This window comes from Paraburkholderia sp. CNPSo 3272, from assembly GCF_024206495.1.
In the GTDB taxonomy this organism is placed as follows: domain Bacteria; phylum Pseudomonadota; class Gammaproteobacteria; order Burkholderiales; family Burkholderiaceae; genus Paraburkholderia.
The window spans coordinates 86,903-108,338 of record NZ_JAMBPQ010000005.1 but is presented as its reverse complement, the minus strand read 5'-3'; the positions used below and the strand labels follow the sequence as shown (position 1 = coordinate 108,338).

General features: G+C 66.0%; 22 protein-coding genes and 2 pseudogenes. 7 read left to right on the top strand and 17 right to left on the bottom strand.

The features are described from left to right. The first annotated feature begins 36 nt into the window (after positions 1 to 36). Positions 37 to 1,227, top strand: coding sequence for an arginine deiminase (locus tag M3I53_RS08415; RefSeq protein ID WP_254315676.1), 1,191 nt, complete (start codon positions 37 to 39; stop codon positions 1,225 to 1,227). Between the two features lie 187 nt (positions 1,228 to 1,414). After that, positions 1,415 to 2,266 (top strand): mechanosensitive ion channel family protein, encoded by an 852-nt coding sequence (locus M3I53_RS08410; RefSeq protein ID WP_254315495.1) that lies wholly within the window; start codon positions 1,415 to 1,417, stop codon positions 2,264 to 2,266. A gap of 18 nt (positions 2,267 to 2,284) precedes the next feature. Here the strand turns inward: M3I53_RS08410 and M3I53_RS08405 are convergent. Further along, positions 2,285 to 2,443: pseudogene (locus M3I53_RS08405) on the bottom strand (IclR family transcriptional regulator C-terminal domain-containing protein); the annotation flags it as partial. Positions 2,444 to 2,734: 291 nt separating this feature from the next. Between M3I53_RS08405 and M3I53_RS08400 the strand changes: the two are divergent. Beyond that, positions 2,735 to 3,862 (top strand): 4-hydroxyphenylpyruvate dioxygenase family protein, encoded by a 1,128-nt coding sequence (locus tag M3I53_RS08400; RefSeq protein WP_254315494.1) that lies wholly within the window; start codon positions 2,735 to 2,737, stop codon positions 3,860 to 3,862. 18 nt (positions 3,863 to 3,880) lie between these two features. Here M3I53_RS08400 and M3I53_RS08395 read toward each other — a convergent pair whose 3' ends face one another. The 9 genes and pseudogenes from M3I53_RS08395 to M3I53_RS08355 form a co-directional block, all read right to left on the bottom strand. Beyond that, a complete protein-coding gene (locus M3I53_RS08395) occupies positions 3,881 to 4,042 on the bottom strand; it encodes a hypothetical protein (protein ID WP_254315493.1) in 162 nt (53 codons plus the stop codon). A 2-nt stretch (positions 4,043 to 4,044) separates the two neighbouring features. Next, positions 4,045 to 4,140: pseudogene (locus M3I53_RS08390) on the bottom strand (LysR family transcriptional regulator); the annotation flags it as partial. A 100-nt stretch (positions 4,141 to 4,240) separates the two neighbouring features. After that, entirely contained in the window at positions 4,241 to 4,990 is a 750-nt protein-coding gene (gene hutC / locus M3I53_RS08385; protein ID WP_254315492.1) for a histidine utilization repressor, read from the bottom strand. Between the two features lie 13 nt (positions 4,991 to 5,003). Next, positions 5,004 to 6,617: a histidine ammonia-lyase gene (hutH, locus tag M3I53_RS08380; protein WP_254315491.1), complete on the bottom strand. Its 1,614-nt coding sequence runs from the start codon at positions 6,615 to 6,617 to the stop codon at positions 5,004 to 5,006. Between the two features lie 19 nt (positions 6,618 to 6,636). Then, positions 6,637 to 7,428, bottom strand: coding sequence for an ABC transporter ATP-binding protein (locus tag M3I53_RS08375; RefSeq protein ID WP_254315490.1), 792 nt, complete (start codon positions 7,426 to 7,428; stop codon positions 6,637 to 6,639). Between the two features lie 25 nt (positions 7,429 to 7,453). Beyond that, a complete protein-coding gene (locus tag M3I53_RS08370; protein WP_254315489.1) occupies positions 7,454 to 8,200 on the bottom strand; it encodes an ABC transporter permease in 747 nt (248 codons plus the stop codon). 17 nt (positions 8,201 to 8,217) lie between these two features. Then, complete coding sequence (locus M3I53_RS08365) at positions 8,218 to 8,949, bottom strand: ABC transporter permease (protein ID WP_035514088.1); 732 nt, start codon at positions 8,947 to 8,949, stop codon at positions 8,218 to 8,220. Between the two features lie 71 nt (positions 8,950 to 9,020). Further along, positions 9,021 to 9,872, bottom strand: a complete 852-nt coding sequence (locus tag M3I53_RS08360) for a transporter substrate-binding domain-containing protein (protein ID WP_254315488.1) — start codon at positions 9,870 to 9,872, stop codon at positions 9,021 to 9,023. A gap of 505 nt (positions 9,873 to 10,377) precedes the next feature. Next, on the bottom strand, positions 10,378 to 11,112 hold the full coding sequence (locus M3I53_RS08355) for a helix-turn-helix transcriptional regulator (RefSeq protein ID WP_254315487.1): 735 nt from the start codon (positions 11,110 to 11,112) through the stop codon (positions 10,378 to 10,380). Between the two features lie 142 nt (positions 11,113 to 11,254). Between M3I53_RS08355 and M3I53_RS08350 the strand changes: the two genes are divergently transcribed. From M3I53_RS08350 to M3I53_RS08340, 3 genes are all read left to right on the top strand, one after another. Then, positions 11,255 to 12,682 (top strand): MFS transporter, encoded by a 1,428-nt coding sequence (locus M3I53_RS08350; protein ID WP_254315486.1) that lies wholly within the window; start codon positions 11,255 to 11,257, stop codon positions 12,680 to 12,682. A 118-nt stretch (positions 12,683 to 12,800) separates the two neighbouring features. Beyond that, complete coding sequence (locus M3I53_RS08345) at positions 12,801 to 13,205, top strand: DUF302 domain-containing protein (protein ID WP_254315485.1); 405 nt, start codon at positions 12,801 to 12,803, stop codon at positions 13,203 to 13,205. A gap of 174 nt (positions 13,206 to 13,379) precedes the next feature. Further along, complete coding sequence (locus M3I53_RS08340) at positions 13,380 to 14,714, top strand: multidrug efflux MFS transporter (RefSeq protein WP_254315484.1); 1,335 nt, start codon at positions 13,380 to 13,382, stop codon at positions 14,712 to 14,714. A gap of 106 nt (positions 14,715 to 14,820) precedes the next feature. On the opposite strand, the gene M3I53_RS08335 is transcribed toward M3I53_RS08340, so the two are convergent. Beyond that, the gene (locus M3I53_RS08335; RefSeq protein ID WP_254315483.1) at positions 14,821 to 15,078 is read right to left on the bottom strand and encodes a hypothetical protein; all 258 of its coding nucleotides are present in this window, start codon (positions 15,076 to 15,078) and stop codon (positions 14,821 to 14,823) included. Between the two features lie 780 nt (positions 15,079 to 15,858). Between M3I53_RS08335 and M3I53_RS08330 the strand changes: the two genes are divergently transcribed. Then, the gene (locus tag M3I53_RS08330; RefSeq protein ID WP_254315482.1) at positions 15,859 to 17,292 is read left to right on the top strand and encodes a cytochrome-c peroxidase; all 1,434 of its coding nucleotides are present in this window, start codon (positions 15,859 to 15,861) and stop codon (positions 17,290 to 17,292) included. A 92-nt stretch (positions 17,293 to 17,384) separates the two neighbouring features. Here M3I53_RS08330 and M3I53_RS08325 read toward each other — a convergent pair whose 3' ends face one another. From M3I53_RS08325 to M3I53_RS08300, 6 genes are all read right to left on the bottom strand, one after another. Next, a complete protein-coding gene (locus M3I53_RS08325; protein WP_254315481.1) occupies positions 17,385 to 17,723 on the bottom strand; it encodes a cupin domain-containing protein in 339 nt (112 codons plus the stop codon). A 9-nt stretch (positions 17,724 to 17,732) separates the two neighbouring features. Continuing rightward, positions 17,733 to 18,161 carry an OsmC family protein gene (locus M3I53_RS08320; protein WP_254315480.1) on the bottom strand — a complete coding sequence of 143 codons (429 nt, stop codon included), beginning with the start codon at positions 18,159 to 18,161 and terminating at the stop codon, positions 17,733 to 17,735. A 79-nt stretch (positions 18,162 to 18,240) separates the two neighbouring features. Then, on the bottom strand, positions 18,241 to 19,038 hold the full coding sequence (locus tag M3I53_RS08315; protein WP_254315479.1) for a c-type cytochrome: 798 nt from the start codon (positions 19,036 to 19,038) through the stop codon (positions 18,241 to 18,243). Next, positions 19,035 to 20,660, bottom strand: coding sequence for a cbb3-type cytochrome c oxidase subunit I (locus M3I53_RS08310; RefSeq protein ID WP_254315478.1), 1,626 nt, complete (start codon positions 20,658 to 20,660; stop codon positions 19,035 to 19,037). The genes M3I53_RS08315 and M3I53_RS08310 overlap by 4 nt, the downstream gene beginning before the upstream one ends. Beyond that, complete coding sequence (locus tag M3I53_RS08305; protein ID WP_254315477.1) at positions 20,650 to 21,225, bottom strand: cytochrome C oxidase subunit II; 576 nt, start codon at positions 21,223 to 21,225, stop codon at positions 20,650 to 20,652. The genes M3I53_RS08310 and M3I53_RS08305 overlap by 11 nt, the downstream gene beginning before the upstream one ends. 28 nt (positions 21,226 to 21,253) lie before the next feature. Then, entirely contained in the window at positions 21,254 to 21,436 is a 183-nt protein-coding gene (locus tag M3I53_RS08300; RefSeq protein WP_254315476.1) for a hypothetical protein, read from the bottom strand.

Genomic DNA, 21,436 nt, shown 5'->3' with positions numbered 1-21,436 from the left:
GGCGTGTACTCGGAGGTCGGGCAACTGCGTAAGGTGATGGTGTGCGCGCCTGGCATGGCGCACTCGCGTCTCACGCCGAGCAATTGCGACGAGCTGCTGTTCGACGACGTGCTATGGGTCGACAACGCGAAGCGCGACCATTTCGACTTCGTCACGAAGATGCGCGACCGCGGCGTCGAGGTCGTGGAAATGCATAACCTGCTCGCCGAAACCGTTGCCGTGTCCGAAGGCAAGAAGTGGATTCTCGACAATCAGATCGTGCCGAACCAGGTCGGGCTGGGGTTCATCGACGAACTGCGCAGCTATCTGGAAGGGCTCGACGATCGCAAGCTGGCGGAGACCTTGCTTGGCGGCCTCTCGATCCACGATTTCCCGGAATCGCATGGCGGCGCGGCGCTCAAAGTCGTGCGCGAAGCAGCCGGGTCCACCGAGTATCTGCTGCCGCCGCTGCCGAACACGATCTACACACGCGACACCACCTGCTGGATTTACGGCGGCGTGACGCTCAATCCCTTGTACTGGCCCGCGCGGCACGAGGAAACGATTCTTGCCGCGGCGATCTACCGCTTTCATCCGGACTTCGCGGGCAAGGTCAATGTGTGGTGGGGCGACCCAACGGAGGACCACGGCATGGCAACGCTCGAAGGTGGCGACGTCATGCCCATCGGCAACAAGACGGTGCTGATCGGCATGAGCGAGCGCACCTCGCGCCAGGCGATCAGCCAGCTCGCCGCTACGCTCTTCAAGAAGGGCGCCGCCGAGCAGGTAATCGTGGCGGCGATGCCGAAAATTCGCGCGGCCATGCACCTCGATACGGTTTTCACGTTCGCCGATCGCGACTGCGTGCTGATCGCGCCGGATTTCCTCGCGCGTACTCGCACCTTCACGTACCGGCCCAGCGATCATCCGGCGGGTGTGGAACTGCATCAGGAGAAAAAGTCCTTCGTCGAGGTCGTGAGCGCGGCGCTCGGCATCAAAAAAATGCGCGTAGTGGAAGCGGGCGGCAACGACTACCAGCGCGAACGCACGCAGTGGGACAGCGGCGCAAACCTCGTGTGCACCTCGCCCGGCGTGGTCTTCGCTTACGACCGCAACACCTATACGAACACGCTGCTGCGCAAGGCCGGCATCGAGGTCGTGAGCATCGTGGGCGCGGAGCTTGGGCGCGGCCGCGGCGGCGGCCATTGCATGACGTGCCCGATCATTCGCGACGCAGTGGACTTCTAGCGTCGAAGGGCGGGGATATCGTTGCGGGCGCAATCAATGGCCGCGAGAACGCGCCGCAATGGTGCCGGATCGATGGGCTCGGGAAGCCGAGGCTTTCAAAGCTTACGGGCATGCAGACTGCTGCCGGATCCTGTGGGGTGCGCCAGGCGCGCACCTCGCCCCCATCGCAACCATCTGATCCCCGATCATGGACGATTTCCTCAACCGCCTTTTCCATCTGCAACCTTCGCTGCTCGCCACGATGACGCACGACGTCATGAATGTGATCGTCGCCGTGCTGATACTGGTGGTCGGCTGGTGGGTTTCCAATCGCGTCGCGCATGTGTGCGCGAGCATGCTGGCGCGCTCGCACGCGGACCCGACGCTCGCGCCGATGCTCGCGGGCATGGCCGCGTGGACGGTGCGCGTGATTGCGCTCGTCGCCGCGCTCAGCGAGGTGGGCATCGCAACCGCTAGCGTGCTCGCCGCGCTGGGCGCCGCCGGTCTCGCCATCGGCCTCGCATTGCAAGGCACGCTGCAAAACATCGCTGCCGGCATCATGCTGCTGATGCTTCGCCCGTTTCGCGCCGGCGACATGATCGAAGGCAGCGGCGCGGCGGCAGGCATCGTGTCTGAAGTGGGGCTGTTCACGACGCGCATCGAGCGCGGCGACGGCAATGTCGTCTTCGTGCCGAACAGCCAGATCTGGAGTAATCCCGTCATCAACTACAGCAGCGGCGGCACGCAGCGTATCGACGTCACGGTCGATCTCGCGCGGCGCGACCAGGTGGACGCCGCCATCGGCAAGCTCAAGGAGATGGTTAGCGCTGAGCCGCGCGTGCAGGGCGGCACGACGCTCGCGCCGACGGTTGCCGTGGACAGCTACTCGTCAAGCGGCGGCGCGCGCCTGCTGGTGCGCGCCTGGGTGCGCAACGCCGATGCGCAATACGCCGTCGACGACATACGCAGGCATGCGCGCGAAGCGCTCGCCACGGCGGGACTCGCGGTGACGGGCAATGCGCGCATGACGGGCGATCATGCAGTGCTCACGCGCCCGTGAGCCGTGGCTCAAACGCAGTTAAAGCACGTTGAGCATGGCGAGCGCGCATTCCTGCAGATGCGGCAGGACACGCTGGAGAGCGGCCTCGGGACTTTCTTCGCCCATCGGCATGTTGGTGCTGAGCGCGGCGACGACTTCGCCGTTGCGATTCCTGAGCGGCACGGCAATGTTGCGCATGTGCCATGCTGCAGTGAGGTGTGCCAAAACGTGAGACGCAGCATAGGGCGGCCCGCGCGGTCCGGCAATGCGTGCCGGCGCCGTTTGCGCGATTATCGCCCAATTGCGTGCGATTATCGAACGCTTTGCGGGTTTGCACCGAGATGGCGCGGGGACCGCCCATGTGCGGCGCTCTTCGTCAAAATGAACGAACTGGTTAAAATCGGCTTGCCTCATGAGGCCGTTGCGCCCGCGAAGTTTGCGGCGGGGCGCGAGGTGTCCGTTTCAGCGCTTGCGTCAGGAGCCCATTGCATGTCCAGCCCCTCTAATCCTCCGCCGCAGGCGGACAACCCGCTCGGCATGGCGGGACTCGAGTTCGTCGAGTTCGCCGCGCCCGAGCCCGCCGACCTCGGGCGCCGTTTCGAGCAGTTCGGCTTCAAGGCGATCGCGCGCCATGTGAGCAAGGCGGTCACGCTCTATCGCCAGGGCGAGATGAATTTCCTGCTGAACGCCGAGCCCGATTCGTTCGCCGCGCGCTACGCCCAGGAGTACGGCATGGGCATCTGCGCGATAGGCGTGCGCGTCGACAATGCGAAACGCGCGTTCAAGCACGCCATCTCGCTCGGCGCGTGGGCATTCGAAGGCGAGCGCCTCGGTCCCGCGGAACTGCACATTCCCGCGATCCAGGGCATTGGCGATTCGCACCTCTATTTCATCGACCGCTGGCGCGGCCGCGGCGGCCAGCGCGGCGGCGTGGGCGACATTTCAATCTTCGACATCGACTTCCGGCCCATCGACGTCGCCACGGCGCATACCGATCTCGATCACGGCGGCACCGGCCTCACGCGCGTCGATCACCTCACGCAAACGGTGGGGGCGGGGCGCATTGCGGAATGGCTCGACTTCTATCGCGACCTGCTGCATTTTCGCGAGATCCACGAGATCAACGCGAACTGGCACGTGTCCGAAGAGTCCCGCGTGATGGTGTCGCCCGATGGCGAGCTTCGCATTCCTGTCTATGAGGAAGGCACGCGGCGCACGCAGCTATTGCACGACTATCTGCCCGAGCATCCCGGCGAAGGCGTACAGCACATCGCGCTGGCGAGCAGCGATATCCTCGCTAGCGTCGATGCGCTCAAGGCCAATGGCGTCGAGTTCGTCGAACCGCCGCTCGCTTACTACGACACAGTGGATTCGCGTTTGCCGGGCCACGGCATGGACCTGGAAGCGTTGCGCAAGCGCCATGTGCTGATCGATGGCGAGATTGGCGAAGACGGCGTGCCGCGGCTCTTTTTCCAGACCTTTGCCAAACGCCATGCCGGCGAGATCTTTTTCGAAGTCGTGCAGCGCAGCGGCCACCACGGTTTCGGCGAGGGCAATCTCGGCCTGCTCGCGCGGGCGCGCGAGGCGAGTGGCAAGCAGGGCCAGGCAGCGGGCTAAACTCCGCAGGCCGCGATGTCAGCCTTGCGCACGTGACTTCGCGGCTGCGCCCGTTGTCTTGCGCGGGCGCGCCGTGGCGAGCGCGGCGGCGCGCGGCGAGACCATCGTGCGGCAGCGATGGCGAATCTCCTTGCTGAACTCGGTGCACACCTGCGTCATCAGGTCGGTGGACCGGTACACCAAAGCGCCGGCTGCGAGATGTGCAGGCTGCGCGATGCGTCGTGCATGCTGCCGTGCTGCGCGAGCGCGAGCAGGACGCGCAACTGGTGCAGTTTCATCTGCGATGCTCCCCGCGCGTGGCGCTTCGATGGTCTTCGATCGGAGGAGATTCTAAACGTTGCGCGGCGCGGTGAGGATCGGGGCGCGGTGCACCCGGTGCTAGGCCGATACTTTGCCGACCAGATGAAACCGTGATGAGGGATGCCAAAGCTCGACGGCGGTCGCCACGGCGCTGCCGACCCACGTACGCCGCCACATCAGCAGGCAGGGCTCGCCAATATTCATCGCAAGATGGCGTCGTATGTCCGCATCCGGTTTTTGCGCGTAGATCCGGAACTCCGCCCGTTGAACCGGCGCGAGCCGCATCATGTAATGGTTCGGTGTTTCCCGTGTGAAGTCCTGTTCGAGATAACCCGGAAACACATGGGGGTTCACGTAGCGGTCCTCGTACAGAATCGCTTCGTCGTCCTCGTAGTGGACGATCCGCGAATGGAACACGGAACCGCAGCCGAGCTCGAGCGCGGCCATCGCCTGATCGTTCGAGCTTGCGCCCAGCGTCAGCACTCGCGCGCTGTGCCGGTGACCCCGCGCGGCGATTTCGTCGGCAATGTTGCGAACCTCGAGGACGGTCGATTCGACGTCGCGCGAGGCGACGAACGTCCCCGCGCCCTGAACGCGTCTGAGCACATGCTCGGCCGACAATTCGCGCAGCGCGCGCGATACGGTCATTCGCGCGACGCCGAATTCCTTGACGAGTTCTGTCTCCGATGGAATGGCCTCACCCGGCTTCCAGGTCCCGTCCGTGATTCGATCGACCACGTAGCGCTTGATCTGCTCATACGCCGGAGCGACCTTATGCGCTGTCGCGGGATGCGTCGAGTTGTCGATCAGCGAAGATGGCGCGTTCATATCCGACCTCGCTTCAGACGCCGACGGTGCCGGGAACCGCGCGGCTCGCCGGGGCCGTCGTACTGCGCGCGATTGGCGGCATGTCCAGCTGCGCTTCCCGCGAGACGCCACCGGTGCCGTCGCATGCCGGGCCGGGAAGCGGCGGTGGGGCGCCATCGGCAACGAGGCGAAACGCGAAAGTCATGTCGTCGGAGAGCGGGCGGTCGTCGTGATAGGTCGGCAGCGTGGAGCGCACGCTGGCGTAGAGCGCGTCCGTATAGGGCGCGCGCGCCGCGTCGAGCGGCTGCAGATCGTAGGCTTGTGCCGCAGCGAGCAGTTCGATGCCGAGAATGCGGTTGCTGTTCTCGATGACCGCGAGCGCCTTCAGCGCAGCCGGCGTCGCATGGCACAAATGGTCTTCCTGCAGCCCCGATGTCACGCCGCCATCGAGACTCGCGGGAGCGGCTTCACGGCGGTTCTGCGCGACGAGCGACGCGGCCGTGTACTGCGCAATCATGAAGCCCGAACGGGTGCCGCATGCGTGCGCGAGGAAGGCTGGCAGGCCGCTCACGAGCGGGTTGACCAGACGGTCGAGGCGGCGTTCGGCCATCGCCGCGACCTGCGCAATCGCCGTTGCGAGGCTGTCCATGGCGAGTGCGATGGAGGCGCCGACCGCATGCGCCTGCGAGTACACCTGGGGCGACTCAGGCGTGCCGGCTACGATCGGGTTGTCCGTCACCGAGGCAAGCTCGCGGTTCACGACTTCGGCCGTTGCAGCGAACGTGTCTCGCGCGGCGCCGTGCACGTGCGGAATCGTGCGCACGCTGAGCGGGTCCTGGGTGCGCCGCCCAAGCGAGATCTCGAGCAGCGAGCTGCCGGCGAGCGCCGCGCGCAGACGCTCGCCCACGCGGGCGAGGCCCGGCGACACACGAAACGCAAGCGAACGAGTGTCGAACGCCGCGATCTGGCCGCCGAGATTCTCGAAGCTCATTGCGGCGACGACGTCCGCCCAGTCGAGCAAGCGCTCCGCGCGGTGAAGCGCAAGCGCCGCGAGCCCGGTCACGCACGGCGTGCCGTTCACGAGGCTCAATCCCTCCTTCGCTTCGAGCGACAGGGGCTGCAAGCCGAGCCGCTGCAGGGCTTGAGCGCCGCTCACGCGCTCGCCGTTCCAGCGCACATGTCCCGCGCCCACGCAAACGAGCGCGATATGCGCCATATGGCTCAGATAGCCGACGGAACCGAACGCGGGCACCTCCGGCAGGCAATTCGCCTCCAGCAGCGTGGCGAGACGCTCGACGACTTCGAGGCGCACACCCGAGTGTCCATGCGCGAAATTGTTGATGGCCGCAGCCATGATCGCGCGCGTCTCGTCAGCGCCTAGCGGCTCGCCCACGCCCACTGCGTGGCTCATGAGGATGTTGTGCGACAGGTCGTGCTGTTCGTCTTGCGAGACGATCACATCACACAGCGCGCCGACGCCCGTGTTCACGCCATACGCACGGATGCTGCGCGCGACGATCTGTTCGACGAGCACACGGGCGCTACGAATGTTCGCCTGCGCATCGGCGCCGAGCATCAGCGGCTCGCCAGCGGCGACAGCAGCGATCGCGCGCCAGTCGAGTGGATTCTGGGTACGGGTGATGGCCATGGGAGTGCGTGGTGCGGGTTTAGTGAGCGTTGCGATCCTGGTGGCTCGACACGAACTGGCGGAAGCGGTCCGACTTCAGTTCGCCGAATACTTCGTCTGGCGAGCCATCCGAATCCACCTGGCCCTGGTGCAGGAACATCACGCGATTCGAAACGTGGCGCGCGAAGCCCATTTCATGCGTGACGACGAGCATCGTGCGGCCCTCGTCGGCGAGCGTGCGCATTACGCGCAGCACTTCGCCGACCAGCTCGGGGTCGAGCGCCGAGGTCGGCTCGTCGAACAGCATCACCTTAGGATGCATCGCGAGCGCGCGCGCAATCGCCACCCGCTGCTGCTGGCCGCCCGACAGGTGTGCGGGGTAGTAGCCGCGCTTGTCGGCAAGGCCGACCTTGGCGAGCAGCGCCTCGGCTTCTTCGACCGACTCCGCGCGGCTGCGCTTGAGCACGCGCATGGGGCCTTCGATCAGGTTCTCCAGCACGGTCATGTGCGACCACAAGTTGAAGTTCTGAAACACCATGCCGAGCTGCGAGCGCACGCGGTCGACCTGACGGCGGTCGCCCGGCTGCAGCTTGCCGTCGCTGCGGCGCTTCATCTTGAGTTCCTCGCCCGCGAGCGCGACCGAGCCGTCGTCCGGCGTTTCCAGCAGATTCAGGCAACGCAGGAACGTGCTCTTGCCCGAGCCGCTTGCGCCGAGAATCGAAATGACGTCGCCCTCGTGAGCGTCGAGTGAAATGCCCTTGAGCACGTGATGGTCACCGAACGATTTGTGGATGTTGCGCACCGACAGCGCAACGGGTGCTGACGTATTCATCAATCTCTCCAGGTAGGGCGGCGGGTCACGACGCGGCACGCGTGGCTTCGAGCGGCGCGGCGGGTTTGCGCGGGGCGGGCGGCGCCGCGCGCAGGTGGCGCGACAGCCGTTGCTCGACGAAGCCGATCACGCGCACGACCACGAAGTTCAGGAACAGGTAGATCAGCGCGGCGCACGTAAACACCTCGGTGGTGCGATAGGTCTGCTGAATGATCTGCTGCGCAACCCCCGTCACTTCCCAAACGGTGACAAGGCTCGCCAGCGCCGTCGACTTGACGAGCAGCACGGCTTCGGTCGAATACGCGGGCAGGCACTGACGCAGCGCGATGGGGCCGATCACGCGGCGCAGCAGGGCGAAGCCGGAAAGGCCGATCGAGTAGCCGGCTTCGATCTGCCCGACGGGCACCGCCATGAGGCCGCCGCGGATGATCTCGGCCGTGTATCCTGCCGTGCACAACGCGAGCGAGAGGACCGCGCAGACATAGGGTTCGCGCAACACGGGCCACAGAAAGCTTTCGCGAATCACGCCGAACTGCCCAAGGCCGTAATAGACGAGGAACATCTGGATCAGCAGCGGCGAGCCGCGAAATACGAGAATGTAGGCGCGCGCAAAGCGGTTCGGCAGCCAGTGCGGCGAGACGCGCATCGTGACGATCACGAGCGAGAGCAAGCCGCCCAGCACGAGCGAGGCGAAGAAAAGGCCGAGCGTGGTCGGCACGGCGCCGATGAGCTGGCGCATCGTGTCGAGCAGGAACGCGAAATCGATTTTCATGAGTGTGCGCTCCCCGATCAGTTGCGAGCAAAGTTGCGCTTGAACGAGCGGCCGACAACCGCTTCGGCGCGACCGAAGACACGGTTCGACACACCCGTCATGGCGAGATAGAGCAGACCGCCGACGACGAAGAACAGGAAGTACTGGTGCGTCGAGCCCGCTGCGATCTGGCTCGCCCGCAGCAGCTCGGCGAGACCGGTGACGGAAATCAGCGCGGAGTCCTTGAGGCTCAGCTGCCAGACGTTGCCGATGCCGGGCAGCGCGTAGCGCAGCACCTGCGGGATCAGAATCCGGCGAAACAGCGTGAGCGTCGGCATGCCTATCGCGCGAGCGGCTTCGAGTTCGCCGCGCGCAACGGCGAGCACGGCGGCGCGATAGACCTCGGCCTGATAAGCGCCGGAAATCATGCCGACCGCGAACGCGCCGACGGCGAAGGGAGGCACGCCGACGAATCCTTCGGCGCCGAACCACTGACCGACGGTGGTGACGAGAGAAGAGCCGCCGAAGTAGAACAGATAGATGACGAGCAATTCGGGCACGCCGCGAAAGACGGTCGTGTAGAAGTCGCCGAAAACGCGCAGCACGCGCAAGCGCGAGAGTTTTGCCGCGGCAATGAGCGCACCGAACACGGCGCCGATTGCCAATGCGGCAAGCGTGAGCACGACGGTCATCAACGCGCCGAGGAGCAGAACGCTACCCCAGCCGTCCGGACCGAGGCCGAGTGTGTTGAATAGCGATAACAGAGACATGGCAGGGATCCAGGCGGGTCGGGAAGCGAAGGCGCGCGTCAGGCGCGGCGCGCGCCGCCAGGGTGCGATGCTTACGGCGTCACGTCGGTCTTGAACCACTTCAGTGCGAGCTTCTTCACGGTGCCGTCGGCAAGTGCCGCCGTGATCGCGCTGTCGAACTTCGCCTTCAGGTCGGCGTCCTGTTTGCGGAACGCGAGACCTTCGCCCGGTCCCCAGATCGGACCGGAAATCATCGTGCCCGCAATCACGACGGGCGACTTGTCGGCGTTGGCTGTGTAGTAGGTCACGTCGTCGAACGTGGCGTCGATACGGCCGTTCGTGAGATCGAGATCACGCTCGGGCGCGGTCTTGTACACGCGCACTGACGCGACGTCCTTGAAGTTGGCGTTGATGAAGCCGGTATACACCGTGCCCGACTGGATGCCGATGGTCTTGCCCTTCAGCGCCTTGCGCATCGATTCGATGGCGGGCGCGTTGCTGCGCGCGTCGGCGTCGAGCTTCAGAGGCGGCGTGTTCGGGCCGCCCTTCGGCAGGATCTTCGTATCGGAGACGGCGAAGGTTGCCGGGGTGGCCGCATAGGGCTTCGAGAATGCAATGATTTTCTCGCGATCAGGCGTGATCGAGATCGCATCCATCAGGACATCGAACTTGCCCGCCTGCAGGCCCGGAATCATGCCGTCCCAGTCCTGGGCGACGAGCTTGCACTGGATTTGTGCACGCGCGCACAGGTTTTCGACGAGTTCGGGTTCGAAGCCGCCAAGTTTGCCGCCGGGCAGTGTCAGGTTCCAGGGAGCATAGCTGCCGTCGAGCGCGATCGTCGCGCTTTTCCATTCCTTCGCGCCGGCACTGCCGCTTCCAAGCAGCGTGACGCCAAGTGCTGCGCCAATCAGCGCTTTTGCCAGCCGGGTGTACTTCGCCTGCATGACCATGCTCCTTTGTCGGTGGGTACTGTGGACCCGTGGGGACGTTCATTCGTTCGTGCGACTTGCATAGACAAGCATGGAGAGAAAAGAATTTGAGCGCAAGAGAATTTCATAAATCCCGACTCATGGAAAACCCTGTGAACAGGCGTGAGCTTTCGGTGAATTCGCGCTTGTGGCAAGTCGAGTCGTCGTTGCGACATGGGCTGTTGCGGTCCTTGGTATACCTCATTAATTGTCTAGTCATGTCGTGGCTGCGAGCTCCGGTTGAGAGAGGCCGCGCAACGCCGGCCATCGCTCGAGGGCCGTTGCGCGTCCCTCCGATTCCATCCGGTTATCAAGATGAAAGTTTGTGACTTCTTTCAAAAGTGAAACCTGCCTGGGAGTACGGCGGCTGCATGGTGCACAACCCAGGCTACGACTTCAACGACCAGGTGCTGCCGCTCGGCGCGGCGTGCTGGGTCCGGCTTGCGCAGCGGTTTATCGTGGCATGAGGAGGCGCAATTCGTTAGGCATTCGAATCATCTTCGTGGGCGGCCAGCAGTTCGGGCGTGAGGCCCAGCCGCTCGCGCAGATCGGCCCAGCCGCGCGGCGTGACCTGCACCGCGCGTGACGCACTTGTGCGCCGCATCCAGCCGCGTTCGCACAGCAGCGTGAGCAAGGCCACGCCGAGCGGCCCGGCCAGATGATGCTGGCGCTCGGTCCAGTCGAGGCATTGACGCGCAATGCCGTGACGCCCCGGCTTGAGCGCGGCGACGTCGAGCCCGAGTTCGCCGAACCATGTCTCGCCCGCGGGCGTCACCGCGAAACGTTTGTCCGCTTGCGCCGTGATGAGCCCCGCATCCGTGAGGCGCTCCGTGATCGCCACGCCCACCTGGCCCGCGAGATGGTCGTAGCAGCAGCGCGCAAAGCGTAGATTCTGCGCCTCGCGGCCAGGGGGCTTGCGGCGCACCGGCGCGCATGCGCCGACCGTCGCGAGGTTTTCGAGCAAGGTGGCGACCTGGGCGTCCGCGAGCCGGTAGTAGCGATGGCGGCCTTCCTTTTCCACGGCGAGCAGTCCGCCGTCCAGCAGCTTCGCCAGATGGCTGCTCGCGGTTTGCGCGGTGACCCCGGCCGCGTAAGCCAACTCGCCGGCGGGCAGCGCGCGGCCAGCGGCGAGGGCCATCAGTATCGCGGCCCGCGCGGGGTCGGCGATCAGGAATGCTGTGGCGGACACCCTCGGGTGCATGTTCGTGCCGTTCATGCGTTTCTCCAGGACATACGCAAAGCGTAACGCGCGAGCAGCATCGCATGTTTCGACACGCATCGAAGCATCGCCACTGCTGTGCGCCCGATACTGGGCTCGTGACCGGCGCCCAACGCGCGCCGGCCTGGCGGGAGAGCCTATGCAGATGCACGAAATACACGAGACACAAGAGGCGCACAGCCGGGAACAGCAACGCCGGGTGCTCTGGGCCACGAGCATCAGCTATGTCGTGGTGATCCTCGATACCTCGATCGTCAATGTCGCGCTGGAGCGTATCGGTGCGAGTCTTGCGGGCGGCGTGGCCGGCCTGCAATGGGTCGTGAACGCCTATACGCTCGCATTCGCGAGCCTGCTGCTTTCGGGCGGCACGCTCGGCGACCGGCTCGGCGCGCGCCAGGTGTACATGGCCGGCCTCGCCGTCTTCACGGCGGCCTCGGCGTTGTGCGGCGCCGCGCCGAGCCTCGCGCTGCTCACGCTCGGACGCGTGCTGCAGGGCGTGGGCGCGGCATTGCTCGTGCCCGCTTCGATGGCGCTCATCAACGGCGCGTGCGCCAGCGCGCGTGAACGCGCCGCCGCCTTCGGCGTGTGGGCCGGGCTCGGCGGCGTCGCGATGGCGGCGGGGCCGTTGCTGGGCGGCGTCCTGATCGGCCTCGTCGGCTGGCGCAGCATCTTTCTGCTCAACGTGCCGGTATGCCTCGCGGGCATCGTCATGGCCGCGCGCGTGGCGCCGCAGCCGCGAAGAGGCGCTTCGCGTCGGCTCGATCTCGCTGGCCAGGCCGCGGCCATCGCGGCGCTGGCGCTGCTCAGTGCCGCCATCATCGAGGCGCCTGCGCACGGCTGGCGTGCTCCGCTCGTCGCGGGCGGTCTCGCGCTGGCATGCGTAGCGGCGATCGCCTTCGTCGCGCTGGAAAAGCACCGCGCGCAGCCGATGCTACCGCTCGGCTTCTTCCGCGATAGCGTGTTCACTGCGGCCGTGCTGGTCTCGATGATTTCGGCGTTCACATTCTACGGTCTGCTATTCGGACTCAGCCTGTATCTTCAGCGGGAGCGCGGCTATGCGCCGTTGCACGCGGGCCTCGCCTTCCTGCCGCTCACCGTCGTGGTGCCGATCGGCAGTCTGCTTTCGCGGCGCGCGGTGGCGTGGCTCGGCCCGCGCGCGCTCGTCGCGCTCGCCTGCCTGCTCGCGGCGGCGGGCTATCTCGGCGCGGCGGCGTGCGGCACGACGCGATACGACTTGCTGGCCTTGCCGCTGCCGGCCATCGGTCTCGCCGCGAGTCTCGTCACGCCTGCGGCCACGGCGGCGCTCATGGCGACGGTCGATCAGGGCCGCGCGGGCATCGCGGCCGGCGTGCTCAACGCCGCCCGGCAGACCGGCGCGGCGCTCGGCGTGGCCGTGGCGGGCGCGATGATCGCGGGGCGCGCATCGATTGGCGCGGGCATGCGTGTGAATCTGCTGATCGCCGGCGTGCTATCGGCAGGCGCGGCGTGGGCGTGGTGGCGCGCGTGGTCCCGCCACGCTGCGCATGCTGCCCAGTCGCATGGCGTGAAGAAGACGAGCCCCGGGTAGCCGTGCGCCTGACCCCTCCCCGCGCGCGCCCTGGATCATCCGCTGTGCATTCTGGGATAAAGTGCCGTTGCATGCATCGCGCATTCGCGCGGGCCGTGCGCCATAGGAGGAGTTTGTCATGGCCGAATACGGGCAACATCCCTCGTCCGTGCTGGCGCTCAAGAGCGTCCACGACTTCGACACGACGATCGCGCGCCTGAAGACCGCGCTGGCCAAGGCGGGCGCGGATATCTTCGCCGACGTCGACCAGCGCGAAGCCGCCGAGACCGCCGGGCTCAGCCTGCGCCGCACGCGCCTCATCCTGTTGGGCAATCCGAAGGCGGGTACGCCCGTCATGGCGGCCAACCCGCACGCGGCGGTGGAGTTGCCGCTGCGCATGGTGATCTGGGAAGACAACGAAGGACACACGCGGCTCGACTATCGCGACGTCTCGCAGACGCTCGGCCCGCTTTACGGCATCGACGCCGAAGTGCTCTTGCCGCTGCAACGCGTGGTGGGGCTGCTGCAGACCGCCGTGCAATAGCGGCAAACGAACTGCGCGCCTCGAGCCAGTAGTTGCGGCCTGCGCCCGAGCGCCCATCCTCGGCGGACGCTTAAAAAATTGACAGGCGCGGCGCGCTTCGCTTAACGTAGGCGCCTTGCGACTACGCCCGGCGAGCGGGCGAAGCGCGTAGCCCGCCGCTACCTCGATCCGCCGATGACCTCCCGCGCAGAAGACCCCGACGATCCGCCTCGCGATCGCGCCGGGGCGTCCGATTCGACTTCCGCATCGGCATCTACGCCATCGCCTGCCGTCTCCCGCACGCAGCGAGCGCTACCCGAAAATCCGCACGACGCCGATGTCGAGCAACACTGGCGGCGCAATCTCGCGGTGTGCGTGGGGGGCTCGTTCACGACGCTCGCCGCCATGACGCTGATGCTGCCGTTCCTGCCGCTCTACGTGGAGGAACTGGGCGTGCGCGGCCACGCGGCAATCGTGCAATGGTCGGGCATTGCGTACAGCGCGACGTTCTTCACGGCGGCGCTCGTCGCTCCCGTGTGGGGGCGCCTCGGCGACCGCTACGGCCGCAAGCCCATGCTCGTGCGCGCGAGCCTCGGCATGGCGATCACGATGTCGCTCATCGGTATGTCGCGCAATATCTGGCAACTCGTCGCGCTGCGTTTGCTTGCTGGTTTCGCGGGCGGCTATTCGTCGGGCTCGACCATCCTCGTCGCCACGCAAACGCCGCGTCACCGTTCGGCGTGGGCGCTCGGCGTGCTGTCGTCGGGCATCATGGCCGGCAACCTCATCGGCCCGCTCGTGGGCGGAATGTTGCCGCCGCTCATCGGCCTGCGCGCCACGTTCTGGGTGGCGGGCGCGACGATCTTCGCGGCCTTTATCGCGACCTGCGTGTTCGTCAAGGAAGCGCCGCGCCCCGCGCGCGTAGCGCATGCGGCGCAGAAGGGCGGCTGGTCGGCGCTGCCCGACAAGCGCCCGATCGTCGCCATGCTCGTGACGGGCACGCTGCTGATGCTCGCCAATATGTCGATCGAACCCATCATCACCGTGTACGTGGCGACGCTCGTGCGCGACCCTGCGCGCGTCACGTTCGTCGCGGGCCTCGCGATGTCGGCGGCGGCGCTCGGAAGCATCGTCGCGGCTTCGCGGCTGGGGCGCGTTGCGGACCGTGTGGGGCACGCGAAAGTGATCGTCGTGGCGCTGGCGGCCTCGGCATTAGTGCTCGTGCCGCAGGCGTTCGTTACGGCGGGCTGGCAACTCGTCGCGCTGCGCTTTCTCATGGGCGTGTCGCTCGCGGCGCTGCTGCCGTGCATTGCGACGGTGATTCGTCACAACGCGCCGGACCATGCCGCAGGCAGCGTGCTGGGCTATTCGGTATCGGCGCAATTCGCGGGGCAGGTGCTCGGGCCGCTGATCGGCGGCTTCGTCGGCGGGCATCTTGGCATGCGCGCCGTGTTCCTCGGCACGAGCCTGCTGATGCTGGCGGGCGCGCTGTTTACGTGGCGCGCGGTGGGTTTCGCCCGGCGCGCGTAACGCGGCGGCCAGCCCGCGCGCAGGCATTCAAAGTGAGTGAGGCGAGGGCGGCGGATCTTGCGTGCCGCCGCCTCGGATTCATCGGCGCTCGTTCAGCGGGCGCGCTTCAGTGACCGAAGAACACGTCGCAGTCGGGACGAGGCCAGCACATCTTGCCCGTGCGATGGCCCGAGGCGCTATGCGTATCGGGCGTGCCGCCATACGACATGTCGGTGCTGGCCTGAGCCGAAGCATCGGCGTCGTCGGTCATCGTCTGATGCGCGCGCTCCTGTGAAACGGGTTCGTCCTTCGCGCGCGCCGTGCCGGGCGCACCGGCTGCCACGGCCGCCACGCATGCGGCGATCAATGCCAGGCGTAATGTCATATCAACCTCCTTTCTCGAGTTCGTGAGTGCGCCTTCGCGGCAATGACGGAGTCACTGCGGGATAACGGCGGAGTGACTCCGCGGCGAAGGTGCGCGCGAGCGAGAGGCAAAGCCTAAGTCGCACACTCATCTGGAAAGTCGGGATGCCTGCGCGCAGCGCACGGCTGCCGAACGTCTTAGCTCACTGCTCACGAAGGAAGCGCGCCCACGCATTCGGGGGCGGCACAGCGCGGCGCGGCGCAAGAAGAAGGGGCGCGCGGGCGCAGAGAACATCCGCGCTGTGCTTTCAGTTATAGCTCGCGGCCCAAGGAGTGCAATCGGCTCAATCCCGGCCCCTGCGTACGGAGCGAATCCAGGGCCGAATCCGGAACCCCGCAGACACCGTCCCTCCAGCGATTCTTTCGGCTCTGAAAATAAGTGAAAGTATTCGGAAATTAAACGGTCGCCGTGTAGTCATCTTGCGATGTTGTAATGCGCTCGCCCTGATGTAAGGCGCATTGGGGTCTGTCCGCAGAATGGGTGGGCGCCGCCTGAACGCCGCGGCGGCAGGGCGCACTTGTGCACGCCGCGTTTTGAGCGCCGCGCCGTCGATCTGATCGACGTCCGGCGCGAGGTTCGACCGTCGGCCCGCGCAAGCCTCGCGCGTGCCGGGCGGCCGGCCTCGCGTCGTTGTCGCGTCGTATGGCTCTCGCCGCGTTGCGCGCCAGCTTCGATGTTCGCTGGGTGCTCGCGGCATTCGGCTTTTCCTTCTCGTGGTATTACGCAAAGAAAGATCGCATCATGTCCGAGCTTTCCACTTCGCCTACACCGTCTTCACCCAAACCGCGCAGCGCGGCGAGCCCCACGCGGGTCGTCCTGCGCGCCGCCGCCGCCGTGGTTGCGGTCGGCGCGCTGGGTTTTTGCGCCTACGCCGTGGCGTTTCCCGCCAACGTGCCCGATGCCGTGGGCGAGGTCGTCGAGAACCTGACTGGTGCGAATCCTCACCCGGTGGTGCTGCAGCGCCCGCCAGTCGCACCGCTTTCGGCGATGGCGCAGCTCGGCAAGCAGCTCTTTTTCGATCCGGCGCTCTCGGGCTCCGGTCAGCAGTCCTGTGCTTCATGCCACAGCCCCGACCGTTCCTACGGTCCTCCGAACGCGCACGACGTGCAGATGGGCGGCCTCGCGATGAACCAGCCGGGTTATCGCCCGCCGCCTTCGCTCATGTATCTGTACCGCCAACCGAACTTCAGCATCGGTCCGGACCAGGGTGAAGCCGATGACGCGCCGACGGTCGTCCAGCAGGCCAGCGCCGCCGCCGACGTCGTGAAGTCGCAGAAGGTGGCGGGCGGCGCATCGACCTCCGTGGAGATGGTGCCGCAGGGCGGCCTGTTCTGGGACGGCCGCGCCGACACGCTGCAGCAGCAGGCGTATGGCCCGCTGCTCAATCCTGTGGAAATGGCGGACACGAGCATCGAACAGGTGGCGACGAAGCTCGAGAAGGCGCCGTATGCGAAGCACTTCACGGAACTGTTCGGCGACCGGATCTTCAGCGACCCGAAGCTGGCCGTGGCGGAGGCGATGTTCGCGATCTCGCGCTACCAGGTCGAAGATCAGTCGTTCCACCCGTATAACAGCAAATACGATCGCTGGCTCGAAGGCCACGCGCGCCTCTCGCAAGCGGAGCTGCGCGGCCTTCGTCTCTTCAACGACCCGAACAAGGCGAACTGCGCGGGCTGCCACCTCTCGAAGCCCGGCAAGGACGGCCTGCCGCCCATGTTCACGGACTACCAGTACGAGGCGCTGGGTGTGCCGCGCAACAACAAGCTCGCGCAGAACAAGGACCCGCACTTCTTCGATCTCGGCGTGTGCGGCCCGTTCCGCTCGGACTTCAAGGACCAGACGCAGTACTGCGGCATGTTCCTCACGCCCACGCTGCGCAATTCGGCCACGCGCACGGTGTTTTTCCATAACGGCGTGTACCACAACCTCGACGACGTGATGGCGTTCTACAACGATCGCAATACGGACCCGGGCAAGTTCTATCCGCACGGACCCGACGGCAAGATCGACAAGTACGACGATATTCCGCCGCAGTTCCAGAAGAACGTGGACGTGACCGATGCGCCGTTCGACCGCAAGTTCGGCGACAAGCCGGCGATGACGCAAAGCGACATTCAGGACATCATCGCGTTCCTCAAGACGCTCAATGACGAACCGCTGCCGCCGAAGCAATGAGCGAGGCGGGGCAACCCGTGTTTGACAGGTAAAAGGGCGTGTCCGGCATTCGCCAGGACACGCCCTTTTACTTGTCGATGCCGCATTAGCCCTTACTTGTCCCCATGGGCAAGATGAATCGTGACGATCACGGAGGCGTCGTCGAGCGCTTCCAGCGCGTGCGTTTCGCCGCCGCCGAGCAGCAGCATGTCGCCGGCGTGCATGGTGCGCGGGTCGCCGTTCACGAAAAAGCGGATCACGCCTTCCACGCACTGCACCGTGATCTCGCCGGGCACGCTGTGCTCGGGCAGGCGCTTGCCCGCGGGCAGCACGATGCGCATGACTTCGAGTTGCTGCGCGCGGATCAGGGTGGTCGACTTCGTGTTCTTGAGCGCGCCGCCTAGCGGACGCACGTCGAAGACCTCACCCGGCGCGGCATGGGGGATGGCCATGACAGCCTCTCAAACGAGCTTCGCGTTGAGCGTGATCTTCGCGTTGTTGGCGAAGAGCTTCGATACCGGGCAGTTCTCCTTGGCGCCGTTCGAAAGCTCGTCGAACTTCGCTTGATCGATGCCCGGAATCTTCGCCGTCATGTCGAGCTGGCAGCTCGTGATGGCGAAGCCTTCGCCCGCCTTGTCGAGCGTGACGGTCGATTTCGTCTCGATGCTCTCGGCCGTGAAGCCCGCCTGGGTCAGAAAGAGCGAGAACGCCATGGTGAAGCAGCCCGCGTGCGCCGCGCCGATCAGTTCCTCGGGGTTCGTGCCGGGACCGCCTTCGAAGCGCGAGGCGAAGCCATACGGCGCTTCCTTGAGCACGCCGGTTTGCGTCGAAATCGTGCCCTGTCCGTCCTTGATGCCGCCGTGCCATTTTGCCGATGCCGTCTTTTGCATGATGTCGCTCCGCGAGGTTGGGTGAGGGACGTGCAGGGCGCGCAATTTGCATACCGCCGCAGGCCCCGCGTGGGTAGGTTCAGGGTTGCTTCGGCGGCGTTTCGCCCGCATACCACGCGGCGGCCGCGTCGATTTCCTCGGGCGTCATGTTGCGCGCGATGTTGCGCATCTGCCCGGAGATGTCGTTATGGCGCGTGCCGTTCGCGAACGCGAGCAACTGCGCCTTGGTGTACGCGGCCGGCAGGCCGTCGAGCCACGGGCTGCCGATCTTGCTGTCCACGCCGCCATGGCAGGACGCGCACGCGGGAATATTGCGCAGCGGCGCGCCGTGCGCCACGATGGCGGGTGCGTCGCCATGCAGGTGCGCGATCGGCTGCAGCGAGGCGTAGTAGGCGGCGAGGTCGCGCATGTCCTCGTCGGACAGATCGCGAGCCATGGGCGACATCACCGCGTTCTGGCGGGCGCCGGTCTGGAAGTCGTGCAGTTCCTTGAAGACCACGATGGCGAACTGGCCCGCGAGATTCGGCGAATTGGCCATGCTGATGCCGCGCGGGCCATGGCACATCGTGCAGCGCAAGGCGAGCGTCGCGCCGCGGCCGACCGAGAGCGTCGTCGCGCCGTCGAGCATGTGAGGCGTCAGTTCGACCTGGCTCAGTTTGTAGCCCGGCGGCACCGCCGACCCGACAGGGTGCCACTCGCGCGGCACGCCGGCCGCGCTGCAGAGCGCTGTCCAGATGCCCTGAAAATACGGGTCGCTCTTCGCGGAAGGCAGCCAGATGAAGCCGATCAGCACGGAGACGACGAACACGACGATGGCCGTGCCGACGCTCGCGCGAAACCACACATTGCGAAACGAGAACTGGCGTTCGTCGCTCATCGCTGCGCTCCAATCGGGATCGCGGGCACGGCCGTTTCGGGCGTCGCCAGCAGTTGCGCGATCGGATAGCCGTAGTTGGTGATCGTGAGGGCGATCATCAGCACGACCCACAGCCCGAAGCTATTGAGCGCCGCCGGCAGCGTGGCCGACTCGTGCACCGGCTTGCTGAAGCGATATTCCTCTGGCGCGGCCGCCTCGCTGCGATGCCCCTGGAGCAGCACCGTAAAGAACAGCACCGCCGAGATCACGAGGATCAGTCCGCCAATGGCCGAGAGCACCACGAGCGCGCCCTGGCCCGCGAGCGCCGGGTCGCTGTAGTCGTAATAGGCCATGCGCCGCGGCATGCCCATGAGGCCGACCAGGTGCCACGGGAAGGTCGTCACGATCATGCCGATGAACCACAGCCACAACTGCCAGCGCATGAGGCGCCAGTTGTTGAGCGCGCGGCCCGTGATCTGCGGCCACAGGTCGTAGGCGATGGCGAAATACATGATGACTATCGCGCCGCCGTAGATCAGATGAAAGTGGCCCGTGATCCACTGCGTGTTGTGCACGGACTGGTCGAGCTGGTAGCTCATGTTGATGAGGCCGCCCGCGCCGCCGAAGCCGAGCATGACGAACGAGAACGCCACGGCCAGCATTTGCGGGTTCTGCCACGGCAGCCTGGCGATCCAGCCGAACGGGCCCTTGCCGCCGCGCAGCCGCCCGGCGATCTCGACCGACGCGCTGATCGTGAACACGGTGAGCAGTGTCGGCACCGAGACGAGCGCCGTGAACACCGACTGCACGAACTTGAAGCCCGAGCCCACCTGCGGATCGGTGAAGAGGTGGTGCAGGCCGATCGGCATGGCCACCACGAGAAACAGGATGAACGAGATGCGCCCCATCACGTCACTGTAGAGCCGGCCGCCGATCGCGCGCGGGACGATCGTGTAATAGGCGATATAGGCGGGCACGAGCCAGAAATAGACGATGGCGTGCAGCGTCCAGGAGAAGAACACGCGCGCGAGACCCGCGTCGATCGTATTGCGCCAGCCGAAGGCCACGGGCAGGATCTGGAACAGCACTTCGATGGCCGCGCCCACCGCGGTCCAGCCCCAAAGATACGCGCCGGCGGTGGTCGCGAACATGGCGAGGGGCAGCGGTTTGCCGCGATTCTCGCGCTTCCATTTCGCGGTGTTCACGCCCATCAGCGCGACCCAGACCCACGAGCCCACCACGACGAGCACGACGCCCAGGTAATAGAACACGTTGCCGATCATCGGCGGGTAGAACGTGTAGAGCACGGAAGCGAGCCCGAGCGCAACGGGCACCGAGGCCGTGACGGCGCCGAGCGCGAGCAGGATGAAGCCGAGCCAGGCCCACTTCACGCCCACGAGCGGGCGCTTGAGCGCGAGTTCGCTGACCGCGTAGCCGAAGCCCATAGCGATGAGTGTGGGAAACACATAACCCATCACGGTGCCGTGCTCCGTGACCGAGCGGTAGTACAGCTCGGGGTCGTTGAGCCACGGGTGCAGCGGGCTGCGCACGAACATCTGCCACGCGCCGAGCAGCAGCGCCACGCCGAAGACGATGAACGCGAGCCAGAAGTGGGCGAGTACGAGTCGCTTGTTATTTAACACAGCTGAGTCTCCGCGCTGAATTGCCTGGCTGGTTCGCCATCTGCATGAAGGCATCGCGGTCGATGACCTTCACGTGGGCCCACATGCCCTGGTGGCCCGTGCCGCAGTATTCGTGGCACGGCATGAGGTGGTCGGAGGGTTTGTCGAAGGTCGTGCGGAACGTCGAGATGTAGCCCGGTTCGACCATCGAGTTCAGGTTGGTATCCGTGACCAGAAAGCCGTGCACGACATCGGCGCTCGTCGCGCGGAACGTAATGGGCGTGTTCGCCGGGACGAGAATGCACTGCGGCGTGAACGAATATTGTTGGGCGAGAATGCGCACCGTCACGGAGCCGTCGGTTTCCACGGCGCTGCCGAGGTTCGACTCGACGAATTCGCCGGACAGGTGCAGCGTTTGCGGATTGACGAGCTCCACGCGCGAGGGCGGCATCATGGCCCAGTGCAGGCCCGTGAACACCACCACGGCCACGAGCAGGGAGACGAACGCCACCATGAGCGTCGCCCAGCGGCGCTCGACGCGCGCGGCGACTTCGGCACTGGCATGGTTATCGAGCGGATTCGACATGAGGCCGGCCTTTTCGTGTCTGTCTGAGCTATTGGATGACGCCGCGCGGCAGGAACACGACGAAGTAGAAGATGAACCAGAGCGCGGCCACGATCGCCGTGGCAATGCCCGCTATCGCGAGCGCGCCGCCCGGGCCGCCGGCCACGATCTCGTCGACCTGTTCGTGTTGCGGGCGCTCGCCCGGTTGTTCGGGTACGGGAGTCTCGATCAT

What these genes read in the sequence shown, in the direction of transcription:
- M3I53_RS08365 (WP_035514088.1), bottom strand. Translation starts at nt 8,949, where the DNA reads ATGTCTCTGTTATCGCTATTCAACACACTCGGCCTCGGTCCGGACGGC.
- M3I53_RS08335 (WP_254315483.1), bottom strand. Translation starts at nt 15,078, where the DNA reads ATGACATTACGCCTGGCATTGATCGCCGCATGCGTGGCGGCCGTGGCA.
- M3I53_RS08375 (WP_254315490.1), bottom strand. Translation starts at nt 7,428, where the DNA reads ATGAATACGTCAGCACCCGTTGCGCTGTCGGTGCGCAACATCCACAAA.
- M3I53_RS08355 (WP_254315487.1), bottom strand. Translation starts at nt 11,112, where the DNA reads ATGAACGGCACGAACATGCACCCGAGGGTGTCCGCCACAGCATTCCTG.
- M3I53_RS08340 (WP_254315484.1), top strand. Translation starts at nt 13,380, where the DNA reads ATGACCTCCCGCGCAGAAGACCCCGACGATCCGCCTCGCGATCGCGCC.
- M3I53_RS08330 (WP_254315482.1), top strand. Translation starts at nt 15,859, where the DNA reads ATGTCCGAGCTTTCCACTTCGCCTACACCGTCTTCACCCAAACCGCGC.
- M3I53_RS08315 (WP_254315479.1), bottom strand. Translation starts at nt 19,038, where the DNA reads ATGAGCGACGAACGCCAGTTCTCGTTTCGCAATGTGTGGTTTCGCGCG.
- M3I53_RS08350 (WP_254315486.1), top strand. Translation starts at nt 11,255, where the DNA reads ATGCAGATGCACGAAATACACGAGACACAAGAGGCGCACAGCCGGGAA.
- M3I53_RS08410 (WP_254315495.1), top strand. Translation starts at nt 1,415, where the DNA reads ATGGACGATTTCCTCAACCGCCTTTTCCATCTGCAACCTTCGCTGCTC.
- hutH (WP_254315491.1), bottom strand. Translation starts at nt 6,617, where the DNA reads ATGGCCATCACCCGTACCCAGAATCCACTCGACTGGCGCGCGATCGCT.
- hutC (WP_254315492.1), bottom strand. Translation starts at nt 4,990, where the DNA reads ATGAACGCGCCATCTTCGCTGATCGACAACTCGACGCATCCCGCGACA.
- M3I53_RS08325 (WP_254315481.1), bottom strand. Translation starts at nt 17,723, where the DNA reads ATGGCCATCCCCCATGCCGCGCCGGGTGAGGTCTTCGACGTGCGTCCG.
- M3I53_RS08300 (WP_254315476.1), bottom strand. Translation starts at nt 21,436, where the DNA reads ATGATCGAGACTCCCGTACCCGAACAACCGGGCGAGCGCCCGCAACAC.
- M3I53_RS08305 (WP_254315477.1), bottom strand. Translation starts at nt 21,225, where the DNA reads ATGTCGAATCCGCTCGATAACCATGCCAGTGCCGAAGTCGCCGCGCGC.
- M3I53_RS08360 (WP_254315488.1), bottom strand. Translation starts at nt 9,872, where the DNA reads ATGCAGGCGAAGTACACCCGGCTGGCAAAAGCGCTGATTGGCGCAGCA.
- M3I53_RS08370 (WP_254315489.1), bottom strand. Translation starts at nt 8,200, where the DNA reads ATGAAAATCGATTTCGCGTTCCTGCTCGACACGATGCGCCAGCTCATC.
- M3I53_RS08400 (WP_254315494.1), top strand. Translation starts at nt 2,735, where the DNA reads ATGTCCAGCCCCTCTAATCCTCCGCCGCAGGCGGACAACCCGCTCGGC.
- M3I53_RS08345 (WP_254315485.1), top strand. Translation starts at nt 12,801, where the DNA reads ATGGCCGAATACGGGCAACATCCCTCGTCCGTGCTGGCGCTCAAGAGC.
- M3I53_RS08415 (WP_254315676.1), top strand. Translation starts at nt 37, where the DNA reads ATGGTGTGCGCGCCTGGCATGGCGCACTCGCGTCTCACGCCGAGCAAT.
- M3I53_RS08320 (WP_254315480.1), bottom strand. Translation starts at nt 18,161, where the DNA reads ATGCAAAAGACGGCATCGGCAAAATGGCACGGCGGCATCAAGGACGGA.